This is a genomic window from Streptomyces sp. NBC_00448, from assembly GCF_036014115.1.
GTDB lineage: Bacteria > Actinomycetota > Actinomycetes > Streptomycetales > Streptomycetaceae > Actinacidiphila.
On record NZ_CP107913.1, the window covers coordinates 337,317 to 352,522 of the forward strand.

14 protein-coding genes are annotated in these 15,206 nt (G+C 73.4%); 4 read left to right on the forward strand and 10 right to left on the reverse strand.

Annotated elements, in window-relative coordinates:
- Nucleotides 1-108: 108 nt before the first annotated feature.
- Nucleotides 109-1,071: a quinone oxidoreductase family protein gene (locus tag OG370_RS01570; protein WP_328459757.1), complete on the reverse strand. Its 963-nt coding sequence runs from the start codon at nucleotides 1,069-1,071 to the stop codon at nucleotides 109-111.
- A gap of 105 nt (nucleotides 1,072-1,176) precedes the next feature.
- On the opposite strand from OG370_RS01570, the gene OG370_RS01575 reads away from it, so the two are divergent.
- Nucleotides 1,177-1,671, forward strand: coding sequence for a MarR family winged helix-turn-helix transcriptional regulator (locus OG370_RS01575; protein WP_328459760.1), 495 nt, complete (start codon nucleotides 1,177-1,179; stop codon nucleotides 1,669-1,671).
- A 527-nt stretch (nucleotides 1,672-2,198) separates the two neighbouring features.
- Here the strand turns inward: OG370_RS01575 and OG370_RS01580 are convergent.
- The gene (locus OG370_RS01580) at nucleotides 2,199-3,191 is read right to left on the reverse strand and encodes a quinone oxidoreductase family protein (protein ID WP_328459762.1); all 993 of its coding nucleotides are present in this window, start codon (nucleotides 3,189-3,191) and stop codon (nucleotides 2,199-2,201) included.
- A gap of 134 nt (nucleotides 3,192-3,325) precedes the next feature.
- Between OG370_RS01580 and OG370_RS01585 the strand changes: the two genes are divergently transcribed.
- On the forward strand, nucleotides 3,326-4,063 hold the full coding sequence (locus OG370_RS01585) for a CGNR zinc finger domain-containing protein (RefSeq protein WP_328459764.1): 738 nt from the start codon (nucleotides 3,326-3,328) through the stop codon (nucleotides 4,061-4,063).
- A gap of 302 nt (nucleotides 4,064-4,365) precedes the next feature.
- On the opposite strand, the gene OG370_RS01590 is transcribed toward OG370_RS01585, so the two are convergent.
- Both OG370_RS01590 and OG370_RS01595 read right to left on the reverse strand, forming a co-directional pair.
- Complete coding sequence (locus OG370_RS01590; RefSeq protein WP_328459766.1) at nucleotides 4,366-5,355, reverse strand: aldo/keto reductase; 990 nt, start codon at nucleotides 5,353-5,355, stop codon at nucleotides 4,366-4,368.
- Between the two features lie 84 nt (nucleotides 5,356-5,439).
- Nucleotides 5,440-6,027, reverse strand: coding sequence for a flavodoxin family protein (locus OG370_RS01595; RefSeq protein ID WP_328459768.1), 588 nt, complete (start codon nucleotides 6,025-6,027; stop codon nucleotides 5,440-5,442).
- A gap of 241 nt (nucleotides 6,028-6,268) precedes the next feature.
- Between OG370_RS01595 and OG370_RS01600 the strand changes: the two genes are divergently transcribed.
- The gene (locus OG370_RS01600; protein ID WP_328459770.1) at nucleotides 6,269-6,997 is read left to right on the forward strand and encodes a TetR/AcrR family transcriptional regulator; all 729 of its coding nucleotides are present in this window, start codon (nucleotides 6,269-6,271) and stop codon (nucleotides 6,995-6,997) included.
- Between the two features lie 622 nt (nucleotides 6,998-7,619).
- Nucleotides 7,620-8,927, forward strand: a complete 1,308-nt coding sequence (paaK, locus tag OG370_RS01605) for a phenylacetate--CoA ligase PaaK (protein ID WP_328459772.1) — start codon at nucleotides 7,620-7,622, stop codon at nucleotides 8,925-8,927.
- A gap of 100 nt (nucleotides 8,928-9,027) precedes the next feature.
- Here paaK and OG370_RS01610 read toward each other — a convergent pair whose 3' ends face one another.
- The 6 genes from OG370_RS01610 to OG370_RS01635 all read right to left on the reverse strand — a co-directional run bounded on the left by OG370_RS01610 (nucleotide 9,028) and on the right by OG370_RS01635 (nucleotide 15,184).
- Nucleotides 9,028-10,200 carry a M20 metallopeptidase family protein gene (locus OG370_RS01610; protein WP_328459774.1) on the reverse strand — a complete coding sequence of 391 codons (1,173 nt, stop codon included), beginning with the start codon at nucleotides 10,198-10,200 and terminating at the stop codon, nucleotides 9,028-9,030.
- Nucleotides 10,200-11,288, reverse strand: a complete 1,089-nt coding sequence (locus OG370_RS01615) for an LLM class flavin-dependent oxidoreductase (protein ID WP_328459777.1) — start codon at nucleotides 11,286-11,288, stop codon at nucleotides 10,200-10,202. Before OG370_RS01615 ends, OG370_RS01610 begins: the two co-directional genes overlap by 1 nt.
- Nucleotides 11,285-12,247, reverse strand: a complete 963-nt coding sequence (locus tag OG370_RS01620; RefSeq protein ID WP_328459779.1) for an ABC transporter substrate-binding protein — start codon at nucleotides 12,245-12,247, stop codon at nucleotides 11,285-11,287. Before OG370_RS01620 ends, OG370_RS01615 begins: the two co-directional genes overlap by 4 nt.
- Nucleotides 12,244-13,101 carry an ABC transporter ATP-binding protein gene (locus tag OG370_RS01625; protein ID WP_328473709.1) on the reverse strand — a complete coding sequence of 286 codons (858 nt, stop codon included), beginning with the start codon at nucleotides 13,099-13,101 and terminating at the stop codon, nucleotides 12,244-12,246. Before OG370_RS01625 ends, OG370_RS01620 begins: the two co-directional genes overlap by 4 nt.
- 215 nt (nucleotides 13,102-13,316) lie before the next feature.
- Nucleotides 13,317-14,150, reverse strand: a complete 834-nt coding sequence (locus OG370_RS01630; protein WP_328473711.1) for an ABC transporter permease — start codon at nucleotides 14,148-14,150, stop codon at nucleotides 13,317-13,319.
- 11 nt (nucleotides 14,151-14,161) lie between these two features.
- Nucleotides 14,162-15,184 carry an NrtA/SsuA/CpmA family ABC transporter substrate-binding protein gene (locus OG370_RS01635; RefSeq protein ID WP_328459781.1) on the reverse strand — a complete coding sequence of 341 codons (1,023 nt, stop codon included), beginning with the start codon at nucleotides 15,182-15,184 and terminating at the stop codon, nucleotides 14,162-14,164.
- Nucleotides 15,185-15,206: the final 22 nt, after the last annotated feature.

A 15,206-nucleotide genomic window follows, 5' to 3' on the forward strand; every position in this document is an offset into this window, starting at 1 on the left:
GCTGTCCTTCGCCCTGCGCCTGCCCGCGGATCGCGGCCTCGCACTTCTGTCCTACCCCGCCGGCGGGTGGGCCGCCAGCGGAACGGCGGAGCCGGGGCGGGACGCGCGCTACGCGGAGGCGGTCAGCACCACGCGGCGGCCCGGCTCGGTGGGGGCGGTCCAGGCGCGCTCGACCTCGGCGAGCGGCACCGGCTGCGCCGCGGCGGTGAGCGTGCCCGCGGCGAGTTGCTCCATCAGGGACGGAAGTTCGGCGACGATGCCGGCCGCGGTGAGGGACCCCTGGCCGCTGCCCATGATCCGCAGGTTCGCCGCGCGGAGCACGAACGACGGCAGGGTGATGTCCGGCCCGGCCATGGACCCGATCTGAATCCAGTCGAGCGCCGTGCTGCGCTCGGTCCGGCGGGTGAGCAGGGCGGGGATGGCCAGTTGGGTGGGGGCTCCCCAGGTGTAGTCGATGACGACGTCGACATCGGCGGCGGCCTCGCCCAGCCGGCCGGCGGCCTCCTCCGGATCTCCGGTCAGCGCGACCACGGTGGTCGCGCCGAGGCCGGTGAGCATCGCCAGCCGCTCGGGGTCCCGCCCGGCGGCGACGACGTGCGCCGCGCCGAGGTGACGGGCGATCTGTACGGCCATCTGCCCGGCGTTTCCGGTCGCGCCGAGCACCAGCACGCTCTGCCCGGGCTTGAAGGCGACCCTGCGGCGCAGCGCCACCCACGAGGACATGGCCGGGTTCATCGCGGCCGCGATCACCACGGGGTCGGCGTCCTCGGGCAGCGGGACGGCGCGGCGCGGATCGAGGATGGCCTGCTCGGCCATGGTGCCGGGCGCGTCGTCGTCGGCCACGAAGTACACCCGTCGGCCGTCGGGCAGCCGCCCCACCGCGTCCACGCCGGGGACCATCGGCAGGCGGCCGTCGCTGGTGTAGTGGGTGCCGTTCGCGCCGGAGCGGACCCGGGGGTGCAGCCCGGCGGCGAGCACGTCCACCAGCACCTGGTCCCCGGCCGGGTCGGGGGTGGCGAACTCCTCGTAGCGGGGCGGGTGGTCGAACGAGCGGACGACGGCGGCGCGCATGGCGGCTCCTTCGGACGGGGCGGATCAGAGGTCACCCACGGCATTAGTACGCAACACAAACCAAATTAGTTTGTGCCACGTACTACGTCAAGCTACGATGACGGCATGTCCGACGACGCCCCGCCGACCACCGAGTCCGCACCCGCATCCGCCTCCCCCTCCGGGCCCGACGTGGCCGATGTGGCCGATGTGGGGATCGCGGACGGCCTGGCGCAGCTCTCCTTCCTGGTCCAGGGCGTGCTGGGGAAGGTCGCGGCCGAGTACGGGCTGTCGGTGATCCAGCTCCGCCTGCTCGGCGTGCTGCGCGACCGGGAACCCGGCATGCAGGCGCTCGCCCGGCACCTGGGCCTGGACAAGTCGAGCATGACCGGCCTGGTCGACCGCGCCGAGCGGCGCGGCCTCGTCCGCCGCACCGCCTCGCCCCACGACGGGCGCGTCGTCCTGGTGTCGCTCACCGCGGAGGGCCGCGAACTGGCCCGCACGGGCGCCGCCGACGCGAGCCGCCGCATCCACGCCCTGACCGCGCACCTCACCGACGCGCAGCGCACGCAGCTCTCCCTGCTCACCAGCGCCGTCCTCGCCGACCACTCGACGATCTGACCGAGCGTCCGGCCGCTCCCACCGCCCCCTGACGCCGCACTGCCCCCCACGTACGGGGCCGGTCGGCGCGGGAAGCGGGGGTTCAGTGCGGTGAGGGCGTCGCGCCGGCAGGCCATCGCGGGCGGACCGCCGGGGGCTACGGGGCCGGCGGACCCGGGGCGCCCGATCGGGACCGCCGGCCCCTGAGCCCCTGAGCCCCTGAGCCCCTGAGGTTGCGCCCTTGGGTTACCACCCGCGACGGTGGCGCGCGTCGCCACCGGCCCGAAGGGGCTGTTGTGTCGCGTACGGCCACCGGCCGGTGGCCGGTTGCTCGCGCAGTTCCCCGCGCCCCTGCTGAGTGGTGAACGCCTTCCGGGGCAACGGCCCGCCCGGGGAGGGGAGGACGCCCTTCTGGTTTTCGGGATCTTGCGGTCCGCGGCGGCTTGTCGCCGGGGGTACTCCTCTGCGACAAGCCCCCACCGACAGGTGGTCCCGGAGCCGACAGCACCAGGCAACCCCCGGGCGGCGGAACGTTCATCGCCCCCGGTTCACGGCTGGGCGGTGAGCACGATCTTGCCGCGGCTGGCGCGCTCTTCGAGGCGTTCGTGGGCACGCGCGGCCTGGTCGAGGGGGAAGGTGGCCTCCACGGGCACCCGGTAGGTGCCGGCCGCCACTCCGGCGGCGATCTCCCGCAGGTCGGGGCGGGGGTCGTAGCCGTGCTCGATCAGGCCGGTGAGCTGGAAGCCGTGGACGGAGCCGTTCTTCGGATAGAAGTCGCGGGTGTCGACGGTGCTGGGCCGCAGCGCCACGTTCGCCAGGGCGACGACGCGTCCGGCGAAGCCGATCTGGCGCAGGCTCTGCGCGAAGACGTCCCCGCCGACGGCGTCGAGGACCACGTCGGCGCCGCGTCCTTCGGTCAGGCGCAGCACCTCCTCGACCGCGGCGTCACCCGGGAAGGCCGAGGTGTCGATGGTGTCGTGGGCGCCGAATCCGGCCGCCCAGCCGACCTTCTCGGCGCTTCGGGCGGCGGCGATGACGCGGGCGCCGGCGTGCGCGGCGATCTGCACCGCGGCGCTGCCCACGCCGCTCCCGGCGGCCTGGACGACGATGGTCTCGCCCTTCCGGAGCCGGGCCAGCCGGTGCAGGCAGTACCAGGCGGTGACCCAGGCGATCGGGAGCCCGGCGGCGGCGTGGGCGTCGACGCCGTCGGGCAGCGGGACCACGCGGGCGGCGGGCACGGCGGCGAGTTCGGCGTAGAACCCGGGGGTGGACGCGCCCATGGCCATCACGCGCCGGCCGGGCGCCAGGTCCTCGACGCCCTCCCCCACGGCGGCGACCGTGCCCGCCGCCTCCAGGCCGAGGACCAGCGGGAGCGGGCGGGCGCGGTGGTAGGTGCCGGCGCGGGCGAGGGCGTCGGCGCGGTTGACGCCGGCCGCCTCGACCCGGACCAGCACCTCGCCGGGGCCCGGCACCGGGTCGGGCATCTCCACCGGGGTGAGGACGTCCGGGCCGCCGAAGGTGTCGATCCGTACCGCGCGCATGGGCCACCTGTCTCGTGTCGGTCCCTCCCGGCGTCGGCTCGGCGCCAGTCAGGTCTGCCGGGCCGGGGGGCGCCGGTGAAGTGGTCCCACTTTGCGACACTGCTTCAACGAGTGTCAACTGCTACCGTCGTGTCATGGCGGCGACGGATACGGCAACAGGCGTGGCGGGTACGACGGCAGGCCCTGCGGGTGCGGCCGGCGCGGCAGCTTCGGCCGACGCGGCGAGCGGTGAGAGCGGGCCGGGCTTCCGCTTCGTGGGCGGCCGGGTGTGCCTGGACTTCGTGGCCACCCTCGGCAAGCGTCACACGGACCCGGTGGAGCGGCTGCCCGAACCGGCGGCGCTGGCACGGTGGTTCGGCGAGGCCGGGCTGCTGCCGCCCGGCGCGGCGGTACCGCAGGTCGGAGCGGCGGGACTCACCCAGGCGAGGGTGCTGCGGGAGGCGCTGAACCGTCTGGTGCGTGCGGCGATGGACGGCCGGCCGTACGGCCGTACGGACATCGCGGTCGTCAACCGGGTGGCCGTGCTGCCGGACCTGGCCCCGCAGCTCGCGGACGGCGACCGGACCGGCGCCGGCGGCCCGGAGGTGCGCTGGCAGCACCGCGGACCGGTGGCGGGGGCGGCGCTGGCCACGGTGGCGCGGGACGGCGTCCTCCTGCTGGGCCACCCGGAGGCGGCCCGGGTCAAGGAGTGCGGCAATCCGGCGTGCTCGCTGCTGTTCGTGGACGACTCGCAGGCGCGGCGGCGGCGCTGGTGCTCGATGGACCGTTGCGGCAACCTCGCGAAGGTCGCCGGCTACCGGGCCCGGGCGCGCCGCAAGGAGGCGGCAGCGTCGGCGGGCGGCGCCGGACCGGAAGCGGGCCTTACGGGTTGACGAAGGACCGTCCGCCGGCCCCTCCGGACGGGATGGGGCCGGCCCGGGGGTATCGCCGAGTGTGCCCCAAAGCCGCCACGTGTTGATCTTGATGGCTTGATGGCTTGATGGCTCCACTGCGCCGACCTTCTCCGTCGCCAAGGCCGCGACGGCGCGTTCGTCGTGTTCGCCCCGCCTTCCGCGCACGTCTCAGCCCGTACGCACCCGAACGCGCTCGCACGACACCGTCCGCCCCGCCCCCGCCGCCCTGCGCTGATCTCACCGGAGCCGACCCGAGTGGCATCCGTCCCCGGGGTGGATCATCAGATCCAGGTGGGCACGTGCCCCTCGGTGTAGCGGGCGCCGAAGCCGCCCAGAGGCAGGATCTCGTCGATGGCCATGAGGTCCGCGTCGGCGAGGGTGAGGTCGGCGGCGCCGGCGTTTTCCTCGATGCGCGTCGGGCTGCGGGTGCCGGGGATCGGCACGATGTGCTCGCCCCGGGTCAGGAGCCAGGCCAGGGCCAGCTGGGAGACGGTGGCACCCTTTGCCGCCGCGAGCTCGGCGAGCCGGTCGACGGCTTCGACGTTCTTCTCGAAGTCGCCCGGCTGCCAGCGAGGATCGACGTTGCGGATGTCGGTGGCTTCGTACTGGCCGGCGGGTTTGGCGGTGCCGGTGATGAACCCGCGGCCGAGGGGGGAGTAGGCGACGAAGCCGATACCGAGTTCGTCCAGGGTGGGGAAGAGCTGCTCGACGTCCCGTTCGAACAGGGAGTACTCGGTCTGCAGGACGGAAACCGGCTGCACGGCATGCGCCTTGCGGATCGTCTCCGGGCCTGCCTCGCTGAGGCCGAAGTACCTCACCTTGCCCACGTCGATCAGCTCCTTGACGGTGCCCGCGACCTCCTCGATGGGCACCTCGGGGTCGACGCGGTGCTGGTAGAAGACGTCGATGTGATCCACGCCGAGGTAGTGCAGGCTGTTGTCGGCGACCTTGCGGATGTTGTCGGGCCGGCTGTTGAGGGCGCCGCCGATCCGCTCGCGAGGCACGGACATGTCGACACCGAACTTGGTGGCCAGGACCACGTCGTCGCGAAAGTCCCTGACCGCCTTGCCGACCAGGATCTCGTTCGATCCGGTGCCCCAGCCGTACATCTCGGCGGTGTCGAAGAAGGTGACGCCCAGGTCGTACGCGCGGCGGAGGGCGGCGACGCCGGCCTCCTCGTCGGTGGGTCCGTAGGCCATCGTCAGGCCCATCGAGCCGTAGCCGATCGCCGAGACCTCAAGGCCCTGGCTTCCCAGTGGCCGGTGCTGCATGACGGGCTCCTTTGAACAGAACTGAAAGGTTGTTCTTCCACTCGTGCAGGGTGAGGCGGCCGGAGCGCTTCACGGACCGTTGCGTCAGTGCGTTGCGGCGGTCAGTCCGGCGCGGTGGGTGCGAGTGTGCTCGGCGACGCGTCGGCCGAGGTGGCGAGCGGTGTTCAGGTCCGCGTCGTGGACCGTGGGGGTGTCGTTGAAACTCTGTGCGCCGGCCCCGAGGTAGAAGCCGAGGCGGTTGTCGTCCTGGGGGCTGGAGGTGGTGGTGTTCCAGCCCGGCAGGAGGTTCAGGCTCACCCACAGCATTCCGTGCTGGGCCGCCAGGAGCGAGAGGTACTGCAGGGTGTGCAGCTTGTCGCCGCTCATGGAGCCGGAGTTGGTGAACCCCGCCGCGAGCTTGTCACTCCAGGCGCGGGTCATCCACCGCTTGCTGCTGGCCTCGGCGAAGGCGTGGAACGCCCCCGACGCGGTGCCCATGTAGGTGGGGGTGCCGAAGATGATGGCGTCCGCAGCGTCCATCAGTTCCCAGTCGGCGTCGCTGAGGGAGGCGACGTCCACGCGGTGGACGTGCGTCCCGGCGATGGAGCGCGCACCGTCGGCCACCGCCGTGGCGATCTGCGCGGTGTGGCCGTAGCCGGAATGCGACGCGATGACGATCGAGATATCGGACATGGGTGTTCCTCTCCTGCCGCGACAGCGGCGTGTTCGGTGGTGGTGCCGGCGGACGCGAGCTGCCCGCCGCGGCGGTCGGCCGCACTGCTCCACGCGCGGGGGACCGACGGCCCCGGTCGGGGTGCGGCGCATGCCCAGGTCTCACGGGCCGGCGCCGAGCAGCATCAGCGTGGATCGTCGTTCCGCTGAAAACAGTATCACCGATAAGGCGGCGATACGAAAAATGGGATATCGTTGTTCCATGAACGAGGGACGACGCGCCGCGCGGCGCCAGGTACTGCAGGTGGCCGCCAAGCTTTTGGAGGAGGGCGGCAGCGAAGCGGTCTCCACGCGCGCTGTCGCCGCAGCCGCGGGCATCACGGCCCCCGCGCTCTACCGGATGTTCGACGACAAGGACGGACTCCTGGCCGAGCTCGCCGCCTACGGATTCGAGATGTACCTGGCCGAGAAACGGGAGGCGCTGGCGCTGACCCCCGACGACCCGGTGGCCGACCTCTACCGCGGCTGGGACCTGCACGTCGACTTCGGACTGCGGCACCCCGCGTTCTACATGCTCATGTACGGCACCGCGCAGCCCGGGCGGCGGCCCCCGGCCGCGGACGAGGCGCACGCCCTGCTGGTGAGACTGCTGGGCCGGGCGGCCGACGCCGGGTGCCTTCGGGTTCCGGTGGAGCAGGCGACCCGCGTCATCCACGCGGCGACGACGGGTGCGACGCTGGCGCTGATCGGCGAAGAGTCCTCGGAGCGGGACCTGACCACTTCGGCACGGCTGCGGGACACCGTCATCGCCTCGGTCACCACGGACTCGCCCGCCTCATCCGGGTCGGACCTGGCCTCGCGCGCACTAGCCCTCGATGCCGCACTTCAAACCGCGCTCACCACCGGGCCCTCAACTGCGGGCGCCGGGGTACCTCTGCGAGACACGGAGACGGCTCTGCTGCGCGAATGGCTGCAGCACCTGGCAGGCTGAACCGGCCGCCCGCCTCTCCGTCCGCGACGGAACGTCACAGATCACCGGTTCTGACACAGCTTCTCACTCCCGAAGGATGCGAGGACGCCCCGATCCTGGGCAGGGCAAGGCGTCGTCAGCGTCTGCGCCGCCGAAGGCACGCCACCAAGTGGGCACCCTGCCGGCGGCTTTTGGGCTTGCCTCGCCGCCGCCCCGGCCTGGACGGCGTCCTGAACCGCGTGCGGTCCCCCGTGTCCTCGCGCCGACGTCCCCCGTCACGCCGTGGGCGCGGCGTTTCCGGCGATCAGGGTGGCCGCGGGTGCGGGTCCTGCCGCCCATCACGCGGTCGCGCTCGCCGGGCGCGGGGTGGTGGCCTTGCCAGGCGGCCACGGCGGCGCTGGTGCCGATGGGAGCGGTGGGCGTCCCGGCGGCCGTGGCGGGAGTGGCGCTGATCAGCCGCCGCAGCCCCGGGCGTCCCGGGCGCCCTGGGCGACGATGATCGGCTGAGTCCTTGACAGCGGAAGCGGTTGCTGGTTCGTTGACACTGAGACCAAACCGAACGATCGGTCGGCGCGGGGTCGGTCGGCGCGGCGATCGGCATGCCGGTCGGCGCGGAGTGACCGGAAGTGCGAGGGAGAGCGGCATGAGCGGGAGCGTCCCGGACGAACTGCTGGACCCGGCGGAGCGGATGGGGCCGGACGAACTGGCCGCGCTCCAGCTGGAGCGGTTGCGGGCGACGCTGCGGCACGCGTACGACCACGTGGAGCCGTATCGGCGGAAGTTCGACGCGGCCGGGGTGCGGCCGGAGGACTGCCGGAGCCTGGCGGACCTGGCGCACTTCCCGTTCACCACGAAGGCGGACCTGCGCGCGGCGTACCCGTTCGGGATGTTCGCGGTGCCGATGGCCGAGGTGCGCCGACTGCACGCGTCGAGCGGGACCACCGGGCTGCCGACGGTGGTCGGCTACACCGAGCACGACCTCGCGGCGTGGGCGGAGGTGGTGGCCCGCTCGATCAGGGCGGCGGGCGGCCGCCCCGGCCACAAGGTCCATGTGGCCTACGGCTACGGGCTGTTCACCGGCGGCCTGGGCGCGCACTACGGCGCCGAGCGGGCCGGCTGCACGGTGATCCCGGCGTCCGGCGGGATGACGGCGCGGCAGGTGCAGATCATCCGGGACTTCGAGCCGGAGATCATCATGATCACCCCGTCGTACATGCTGACGCTGCTGGAGGAGTTCGAGCGGCAGGGCATCGATCCGCGCAGCACCTCGCTGCGGGTGGGGATCTTCGGCGCGGAGCCGTGGACGGAGGGGATGCGGGCCGAGATCGAGGAGCGGTTCGCGATCGACGCGGTGGACATCTACGGCCTGTCGGAGGTGATGGGACCCGGGGTGGCGCAGGAGTTCGCCGAGGGCAAGGACGGCCTGCACATCTGGGAGGACCACTTCCTGCCGGAGGTGGTGGACCCGATCACCGACGCGGTGATGGCGCCGGGCGAGGGCGGCGAACTGGTGCTCACCTCGCTCACCAAGCAGGCGCTGCCGGTGATCCGCTACCGCACCCGGGACCTGACCCGGCTGCTGCCGGGCACCTCGCGCCCGGCGATGCGCCGGATGGAGAAGGTCACCGGCCGCTGCGACGACATGATCATCCTGCGCGGGGTGAACGTCTTCCCCAGCCAGATCGAGGAGATCGTGCTGCGCACCCCCGCGGTCGCGCCGCACTTCCGGATCGAGCTGACCCGGCCCGGCCGGATGGACCACATGGCGGTGAAGGTCGAGGCGCGGGCCGGCGCGGGGCCCGAGCAGCGGGCGGCGGCCGCCGCGTCGATCGCCCGCGGGGTGAAGGACGGCGTGGGGGTGACGGTCGAGGTCACGGTGGTCGACCCGGAGACGCTGGAGCGTTCGGTCGGCAAGATCCAGCGGGTCGCGGACCTGCGGGACCGTCCCTGACCGCACGCCCCCCGGGCACGCGGGGCCGGGGGCGTACGCGGGCTCGGGGGCCGTGCGGTCATAGGGCCGTGCGGTCATACGGGTGACGCGGGTCATACGGTCATGCGGCCGCCGGAGGTCCGGGCGGGGCGAGGCGGCGCAGGGCGACCTCGGCGAGCAGGGCCGCGCCGTCGGCGAGGACCGCGTCGTCGAAGAGCGCGTCAGGCGCGTGGTTGCCCGGCGCGGTGGCCGGGTCCCGGCCGGGCGGGCAGGCGCCGAGGCTCGTCATCACCCCGGGGACCTCCGCCAGCACCCGGCCGATGTCGTCGGAGACCAGCGCCGGACGGGTGGTGCGGGTGAAGCGTTCGGCGCCGAAGAGGCCGGCCACGGCCCGGCCCACCAGGTCGGCCTCGGCGGTGTCGTTCACGGTGGCCGGATAGCCGGGGGCGTACGTGACCGACACCTCCAGACCGTGGGCCGCGCCGATGCCGCGGGCGGTGCGCTCGGCCTCCTCGGCGAGCCGGGCGAGCGTGGCGTCGGACAGCGCGCGCAGCGTCGCCTCGATCGTGGCCGTCGCGGGGATGATGTTGGGCCGGGTACCCGCGTGCGCGGTGCCGACGGTGAGCACCACCGGGTCGAACGGGTCGAAGCGCCGGGCCGGCAACGCGCCGAGCGCGGTGACGAGTTCGGCCAGCGCGGGGATCGGGTCGCGGCTGCGGTGCGGCCATGCGCCGTGGCCGCCGGCACCGTGCAGGGTGACCGCCAGCGTGCCGTTGGCGGCCAGCGCGGGCCCGGCCGTGTTGCTGAAGTGACCGGCGGGCGCGGACGCGCTGGAGTGCAGGGCGTAGGCCGCCACCGGACGGCTCCCGGTGGTCTCCAGCAGCCCCTCTTCCAGCATGAGCCGCGCGCCGTCGTGGCCCTCCTCCCCCGGCTGGAACATCAGCAGCACGTCCCCCGCGAACCGGTCGCGCCGGGCGGCGAGCAGGTGCGCGGCCCCGGCCAGCATCGCGGCGTGCTGGTCGTGGCCGCACGCGTGCCGGGGGCCGTCGGCGAAGGGCAACGCGTCCAGGTCGGCACGCAACAGCACCGTGGGCCCCGGCCCCGTACCGGAGACCACGGCCACCACGGAGCTGAGCGCCGTGCCGGTGCGGGTACTCAGGCCCAGCCCGTCGAGGGCGGCGAGCACGGTCTCCTGGGTACGGGGCAGGTGCAGGCCGGTCTCCGGGTGCTCGCGGACGGCGTGCCGCAACCGGTCGAGGCCGAGCGAACGGGCCTGCTCCACCAGGTCGTTCATCAGGCGGTGCCCCGCAGTGCGGGCAGTACGGTCTCGGCGATGCGGTAGGACTCCTCCAGCAGCGGGTTGCCGGACAGGATGAAGGTGTCCACGCCCAGGTCCTGGAACTCCCGCAGCCGGTCCACGACTTGGGCGGTGCTCCCGACGACGGCGGTGCCCGGGCCCGGGCGGAACAGGCTCATGCCCGGCCACAGGTTGGCGTGCTTCTCCAACTCCCGTGCGTGCTTGGGCACTCGGCCGCCGTGCTGGCGGAACTGCCGGGCCCAGCCCTCGCCGTCCTTGCTCTCCGGGTCGCCGAGCATCCGGGTGTACGTCGCCTGGCTGGTGACGTCGAGCAGCCGGTCGGCGGCGGCCCACGCCTGCTCCTCGGTGTCGCGGACGATGAGGTGCAGCCGCAGGCCGAGCCGCAGCTCGCGGCCGTAGTGGGCGGCGCGCTCGCGCACCCGGTCCAGCTTCTCCTTCAGCAGGTGCGGCGGTTCGCCCCAGGTGAGGTAGACGTCGACGTGCTGGGCGGCCATCTCGATGCCGGGGGCGGAGGAGCCGCCGAACCACAGCGGGGTGTGCACGCCGCCCTGGATCGGGGCCAGTTCGCGCAGGCCCGCGCCGGCGCCGGTCAACTCGTAGAAGCGGCCCTTGTGGTCGAAGACCTCGCCTGCGGTCAGCCGCTTGACGATGTCCCAGTACTCGGCGCTGAGTTCGTACCGCTCGTCGTGTTCGAGTTGCAGGCCGGCCTGGCGCAGCGCTTCGGTCGAGCCGTTGACGACGTTGAAGCGCAGCCGGTCGGGGCCGAAGAGGTGGGCGAAGCTCAGCGCCATCTTGGCGAGCATGGTCGGGGAGATGAGGCCGGGGTGGACCGCGAGCAGCGGCTTGAAGCTCGGCCGGGTCTGGGCGGCGACCGCGCTGGCCAGCGGCCACACGTCGTACAGGTCGGTGGCGAACAGCGCGCCGTCGTAGCCCAACCGGTCGACGGCGACGCCCAGTTGCTGGAGGTACGCCAGGTCGATGCTGCGGCGCCCGGCGGGCTCCCAGGGGTAGGCGCCCTCGCGCGGAATGATGTACCAGAGGATCTCGGGGCTGGGCACGGTCACTTCTCCGGGGCTTCGCGGGTCTCGGCGGCGGCTGCGGTGACCGCTGCGGACGGGGCGGTTTCGGACGGGGCTGGGGTGAGGGATCGCGCGGCGACGGCGTCGAGGCCCGGGTGGCGGGCGTCCGCGACGGTGATCGGGCGGGGCAGGAAGCCAGCCGCGGCGAGGATGTCGGCGGCCTCCTGCTGCTCGGCGACGAAGCCGGCGGAGACCGGTTCGAGCTGCCAGGGCAACCCGGCCAGCGCCTCGCGCCAGTCCGCCGCGCTGCCGCCCTGGTCGGCCGCGGCGATCTCGGCGGCCTCGTCCAGGTGACCGGCCGCCCAGGTGTCCGCGGCCTGGAGCGCCCGGACGATCAGGCCGACCAGGTCGGGGCGGCTGTCGGCGAGTTCACGGCGGGTGAAGAACACCGAGCGGTCGGCGATCAGGTCGCCCGCCTCGGCCAGGGTGCGCACCCGGCCGTCGCGGCGCGCGGCGGACAGCTCGGCGCCCTGGCCCACCCAGGCGTCGATGCCGCCGTCCAGCAGCCGCGCGTGGGAGTCGGCGCCGGACCGCTGCGCGGTGATGTCGGCGCCGTAGGAAAGGCCGTGCTGGGCAAGGGACTTGGCGACGAAGTGGGTCTGCCACGAGCCGATCGCCAGGTGCACGGTGCGGCCCTTGAGGTCGGCGAGGGAGGCGATGTCGCCGTCCGCGCGGACCAGCAGGGCGCCGTGGCCCGGACGCGGCGCCGACACGGCGGCGTAGACGAGGTCGTGGCCCGCCGCCTGGGCGGACAGCGGCGGGGTGGAGCCGGTGCCGCCGAAGTCGATGGTGCCGTCGGCCAGCGCGGCCGCGGTGTCCAGGCCGCCGATCCGGTGCCAGGCGACGGTCTCACCCGACGGGCGCAGCGCCTCTTCGAGCAGGCCGAGCCGGGAGAGGTGATACAGCGACGGATTGGCCTTGTGGACGCCGATGTTGACGGTCATGCGGAGGACTCCTCGGGGGTGGTGGAACCGGTCGTGGGTTCGGTGGTGCGGGCGTCGGCGGGGGCCGTCGTGGGGGCCGGGCCGGAAGTCGCGCCCGGGTCGGCGCCGGGGTCGAGGTCCTTGCCGGCGGAGTTCTCCCCCGTGGCCGGCGCGCATGGTCCGGCGGCGGACCGGCCGTGGCCCACGCCGAGTTCGGCGAGCAGACGGGTGCGCAGGGCGGCGAACCGCGGGTCGGCACTGTCGCGCGGGTGGTCGATGGCGATCCGCTCGTCGGACGCCAGCCGGCCGTCGCGCAGGACGGCCACCCGGTCGGCCAGGCGGATCGCCTCGTCGACGTCGTGGGTGACGAGCAGCACGGCGGGCTGGTGACGCCGGCACAACTCGCCGACCAGGTCGTGCATCCGCAGCCGGGTCAGCGCGTCCAGGGCCGCGAACGGCTCGTCCAGCAGCAGGAGTTCCGGCTCACGGATCAACGCCCGTGCCAGCGCCACGCGTTGGGCCTCACCACCGGACAGGGTGGCCGGCCAGGCGTCGGCGTGCCGGTCGAGGCCGACCTCGGCCAGGGCGCGCCGGCCGGTCTCCTTGGTGCGCGTGCCGCGCGGCAGCGCGACGGTGACGTTGGCCAGCACCTTCTTGGACGGCACCAGGCGCGGCTCCTGGAAGACGACGGTCCGCGACTCCGGGACCAGCACGGTGCCCTCGTCGTGCCGGTCCAGTGCGCCGATGATCCGCAGCAGGGTGGTCTTCCCTGTGCCGCTGGCGCCGAGCAGGGCCAGGAACTCACCCTGGGCGATGTCCAGATCGAGGCCGTCGAGCACATGCCGGGTGCCGAAGGTGCGGCGCAGCCCGCGGATGCGGACGGCGGCCCGACCGCCGGTGCGGTCCTGAGCGCCGGCACGGTCCTGGGTGCCGGCACGGTCCTGGGTGCCGGCACGGTCCTGGGTGCCGGCACGGTCCTGGGCCTCGGTGTCGGCGTCGGCCTGGACCTGGGCGTGGACGGGGCCCTGGCTTCGGTCGTGGCTGTGGTCGTCGTTCGCGTGGGCGCCGACGGCGCCCGCGAGGGTCTCGCTCATCGTGCGGCCCCCTGGGTGCGCCAGGGCATGAGCAGCCGTTCCAGCAGCCGGGCGCTGCCGTCCGCGACCAGTCCGATCAGGGCGTAGATGAGGATGCAGACGGTGAGGATGTCGGTGCGGCTGTACTCCTGCGCCGTCGACATGAGGTAGCCGATGCCGGCGGTGGAGTTGATCTCCTCGGCCGCGATCAGGGCGATCACGCTGAGGGTCATCGACAGCCGCAGCCCGGACAGCAGCGCGGGCAGCGCGCCGGGGAGCACCACCTCGCGGACCAGCGCCAGCCGGCCCATGCCGAAGCTGCGCATCGCCTCCACCAGCTTCCGGTCGGTGTTGCGCACCCCGCCGGCGGCCGAGACGTACATCGGGAAGCTGGTCGCCACCGCGATCAGCACCACTCGGGCGGTCTCGCCGATGCCGAACCAGACCATGAACAGCGGGACCAGGGACAGGAACGGGATGGTGCGCAGCAACTGCATGGAGGAGTCGAGCAGTTCCTCGCCGAGCCGGGAGAAGCCGGTCAGCACGCCGAGCACCAGCCCGGCCGACGCGCCGATCAGCAGGCCGAGGCCGGCCCGGGTCAGCGAGACGGACAGCGCGTCGCCGAGTTGCCCACTCGTCCACAACTCCTTGAACGCGGAGAGCACTTGGCGCGGTGAGGCCAGCAGCGACGGGCTGAGCGTGCCCGAGGCGGAGGCCCAGATCCAGACCAGCACCAGCGCCACCGGGCCGAGCAGCCGCAGCCCCAGGCTCAGCGCGCGCGGCCGAGGCCGGACCACCTTCGGTCGCGGGGCGACCAGCCCGGGCGCCGCCGGGTCCGTGGACGTGCCGATGGCCACGCCGCTCACTTGGCGCTCGCAGCGGTCTTGTCGATGTCGAGCACGTACGGCTTGACGTCGAAGACGCCCTTGGTGATCTTCTGGTCGGCGAAGAACTGCGCGACGGTGGCGAAGTGCGCCAGCTGGGTCGCGCCGATCGGCTGCGCGGTGCCGAGCGCCTTGTCGATGGGCAGTTCGACCGCCCGCTGGGCGGGGGTGACGGCCTCCGGGCCGGAGTCGGTCTTGACGTTGAGGTACGCCTCGGGGTTCTGCTGCTGCTTCAGTCCGGCGTCGTGCAGGTAGTCGTAGAGCGCCTTGACGACCTCCGGGTGCTGGGTGGCGAAGCTGTTGCGGACCGCCCAGACGGCGTAGTTGTCCGAGCCGACCTGGCCGCCGGTGGTCAGGAAGCGCGCGCCGGAGTTGGCGACGGCCGGGATGGAGTACGTCGCCCACGTCGACCAGGCGTCCACCTGGCCGGAGTTGAAGACCGGGCCGATCTGGTTGGGCTGGAGGTAGACCCGCTTGACCTTGTCGGCCGGGATGTGCGCCTGCTGGAGGGCCTTGAGCAGCAGGTACTCGCTGGTGCCGCCGTGCCAGACGGCGACCTTCTTGCCGACCAGGTCGCTGACGGTCTTGATGTCGGAGTTCTTCTTCACCAGGATGCCTTCGCCCAACTCGTCGGGGTCGACGGCGGAGAAGAGCTTGAAGCCGGGTGTCTGGGCCAGCGCGGCGATCGCGGAGGTGATGGAGCCCTCGGCGAAGTCCAGTGCGTTGGCGTCGAGTTCCTGTGCGGCGGGGGCGAACGCGCCGGCGGTGCCGGTCCAGGCCACCTTGGCGTGCACCTTGGCCAGGGCCTTGGCGAGCGAGCCGTCCTTGCGTCCGAGGGCGAGCACTCCGGAGTTGCCGCCGTCGGGGATGCGGACGGTGATGGTCGCACCGCTGCCGCCGGCGTCCGCGCGGGCCGATCCGGTGGAGGACGAGGAGCAGGCGGTCAGGGCCAGCGCGGCGAACAGGGAGGTGGTGGCGAGGGCTAGTTGACGGACGTTCACGGAAGGTCTCCAGGAAGTGGCG

Excerpts from the sequence above, each read along its gene's own strand:
- OG370_RS01595 (WP_328459768.1), bottom strand. The coding sequence starts at position 6,027 with ATGTCCGATATCTCGATCGTCATCGCGTCGCATTCCGGCTACGGCCAC.
- OG370_RS01610 (WP_328459774.1), bottom strand. The coding sequence starts at position 10,200 with ATGAACGACCTGGTGGAGCAGGCCCGTTCGCTCGGCCTCGACCGGTTG.
- OG370_RS01570 (WP_328459757.1), bottom strand. The coding sequence starts at position 1,071 with ATGCGCGCCGCCGTCGTCCGCTCGTTCGACCACCCGCCCCGCTACGAG.
- paaK (WP_328459772.1), top strand. The coding sequence starts at position 7,620 with ATGAGCGGGAGCGTCCCGGACGAACTGCTGGACCCGGCGGAGCGGATG.
- OG370_RS01575 (WP_328459760.1), top strand. The coding sequence starts at position 1,177 with ATGTCCGACGACGCCCCGCCGACCACCGAGTCCGCACCCGCATCCGCC.
- OG370_RS01580 (WP_328459762.1), bottom strand. The coding sequence starts at position 3,191 with ATGCGCGCGGTACGGATCGACACCTTCGGCGGCCCGGACGTCCTCACC.
- OG370_RS01590 (WP_328459766.1), bottom strand. The coding sequence starts at position 5,355 with ATGCAGCACCGGCCACTGGGAAGCCAGGGCCTTGAGGTCTCGGCGATC.
- OG370_RS01585 (WP_328459764.1), top strand. The coding sequence starts at position 3,326 with ATGGCGGCGACGGATACGGCAACAGGCGTGGCGGGTACGACGGCAGGC.
- OG370_RS01600 (WP_328459770.1), top strand. The coding sequence starts at position 6,269 with ATGAACGAGGGACGACGCGCCGCGCGGCGCCAGGTACTGCAGGTGGCC.
- OG370_RS01620 (WP_328459779.1), bottom strand. The coding sequence starts at position 12,247 with ATGACCGTCAACATCGGCGTCCACAAGGCCAATCCGTCGCTGTATCAC.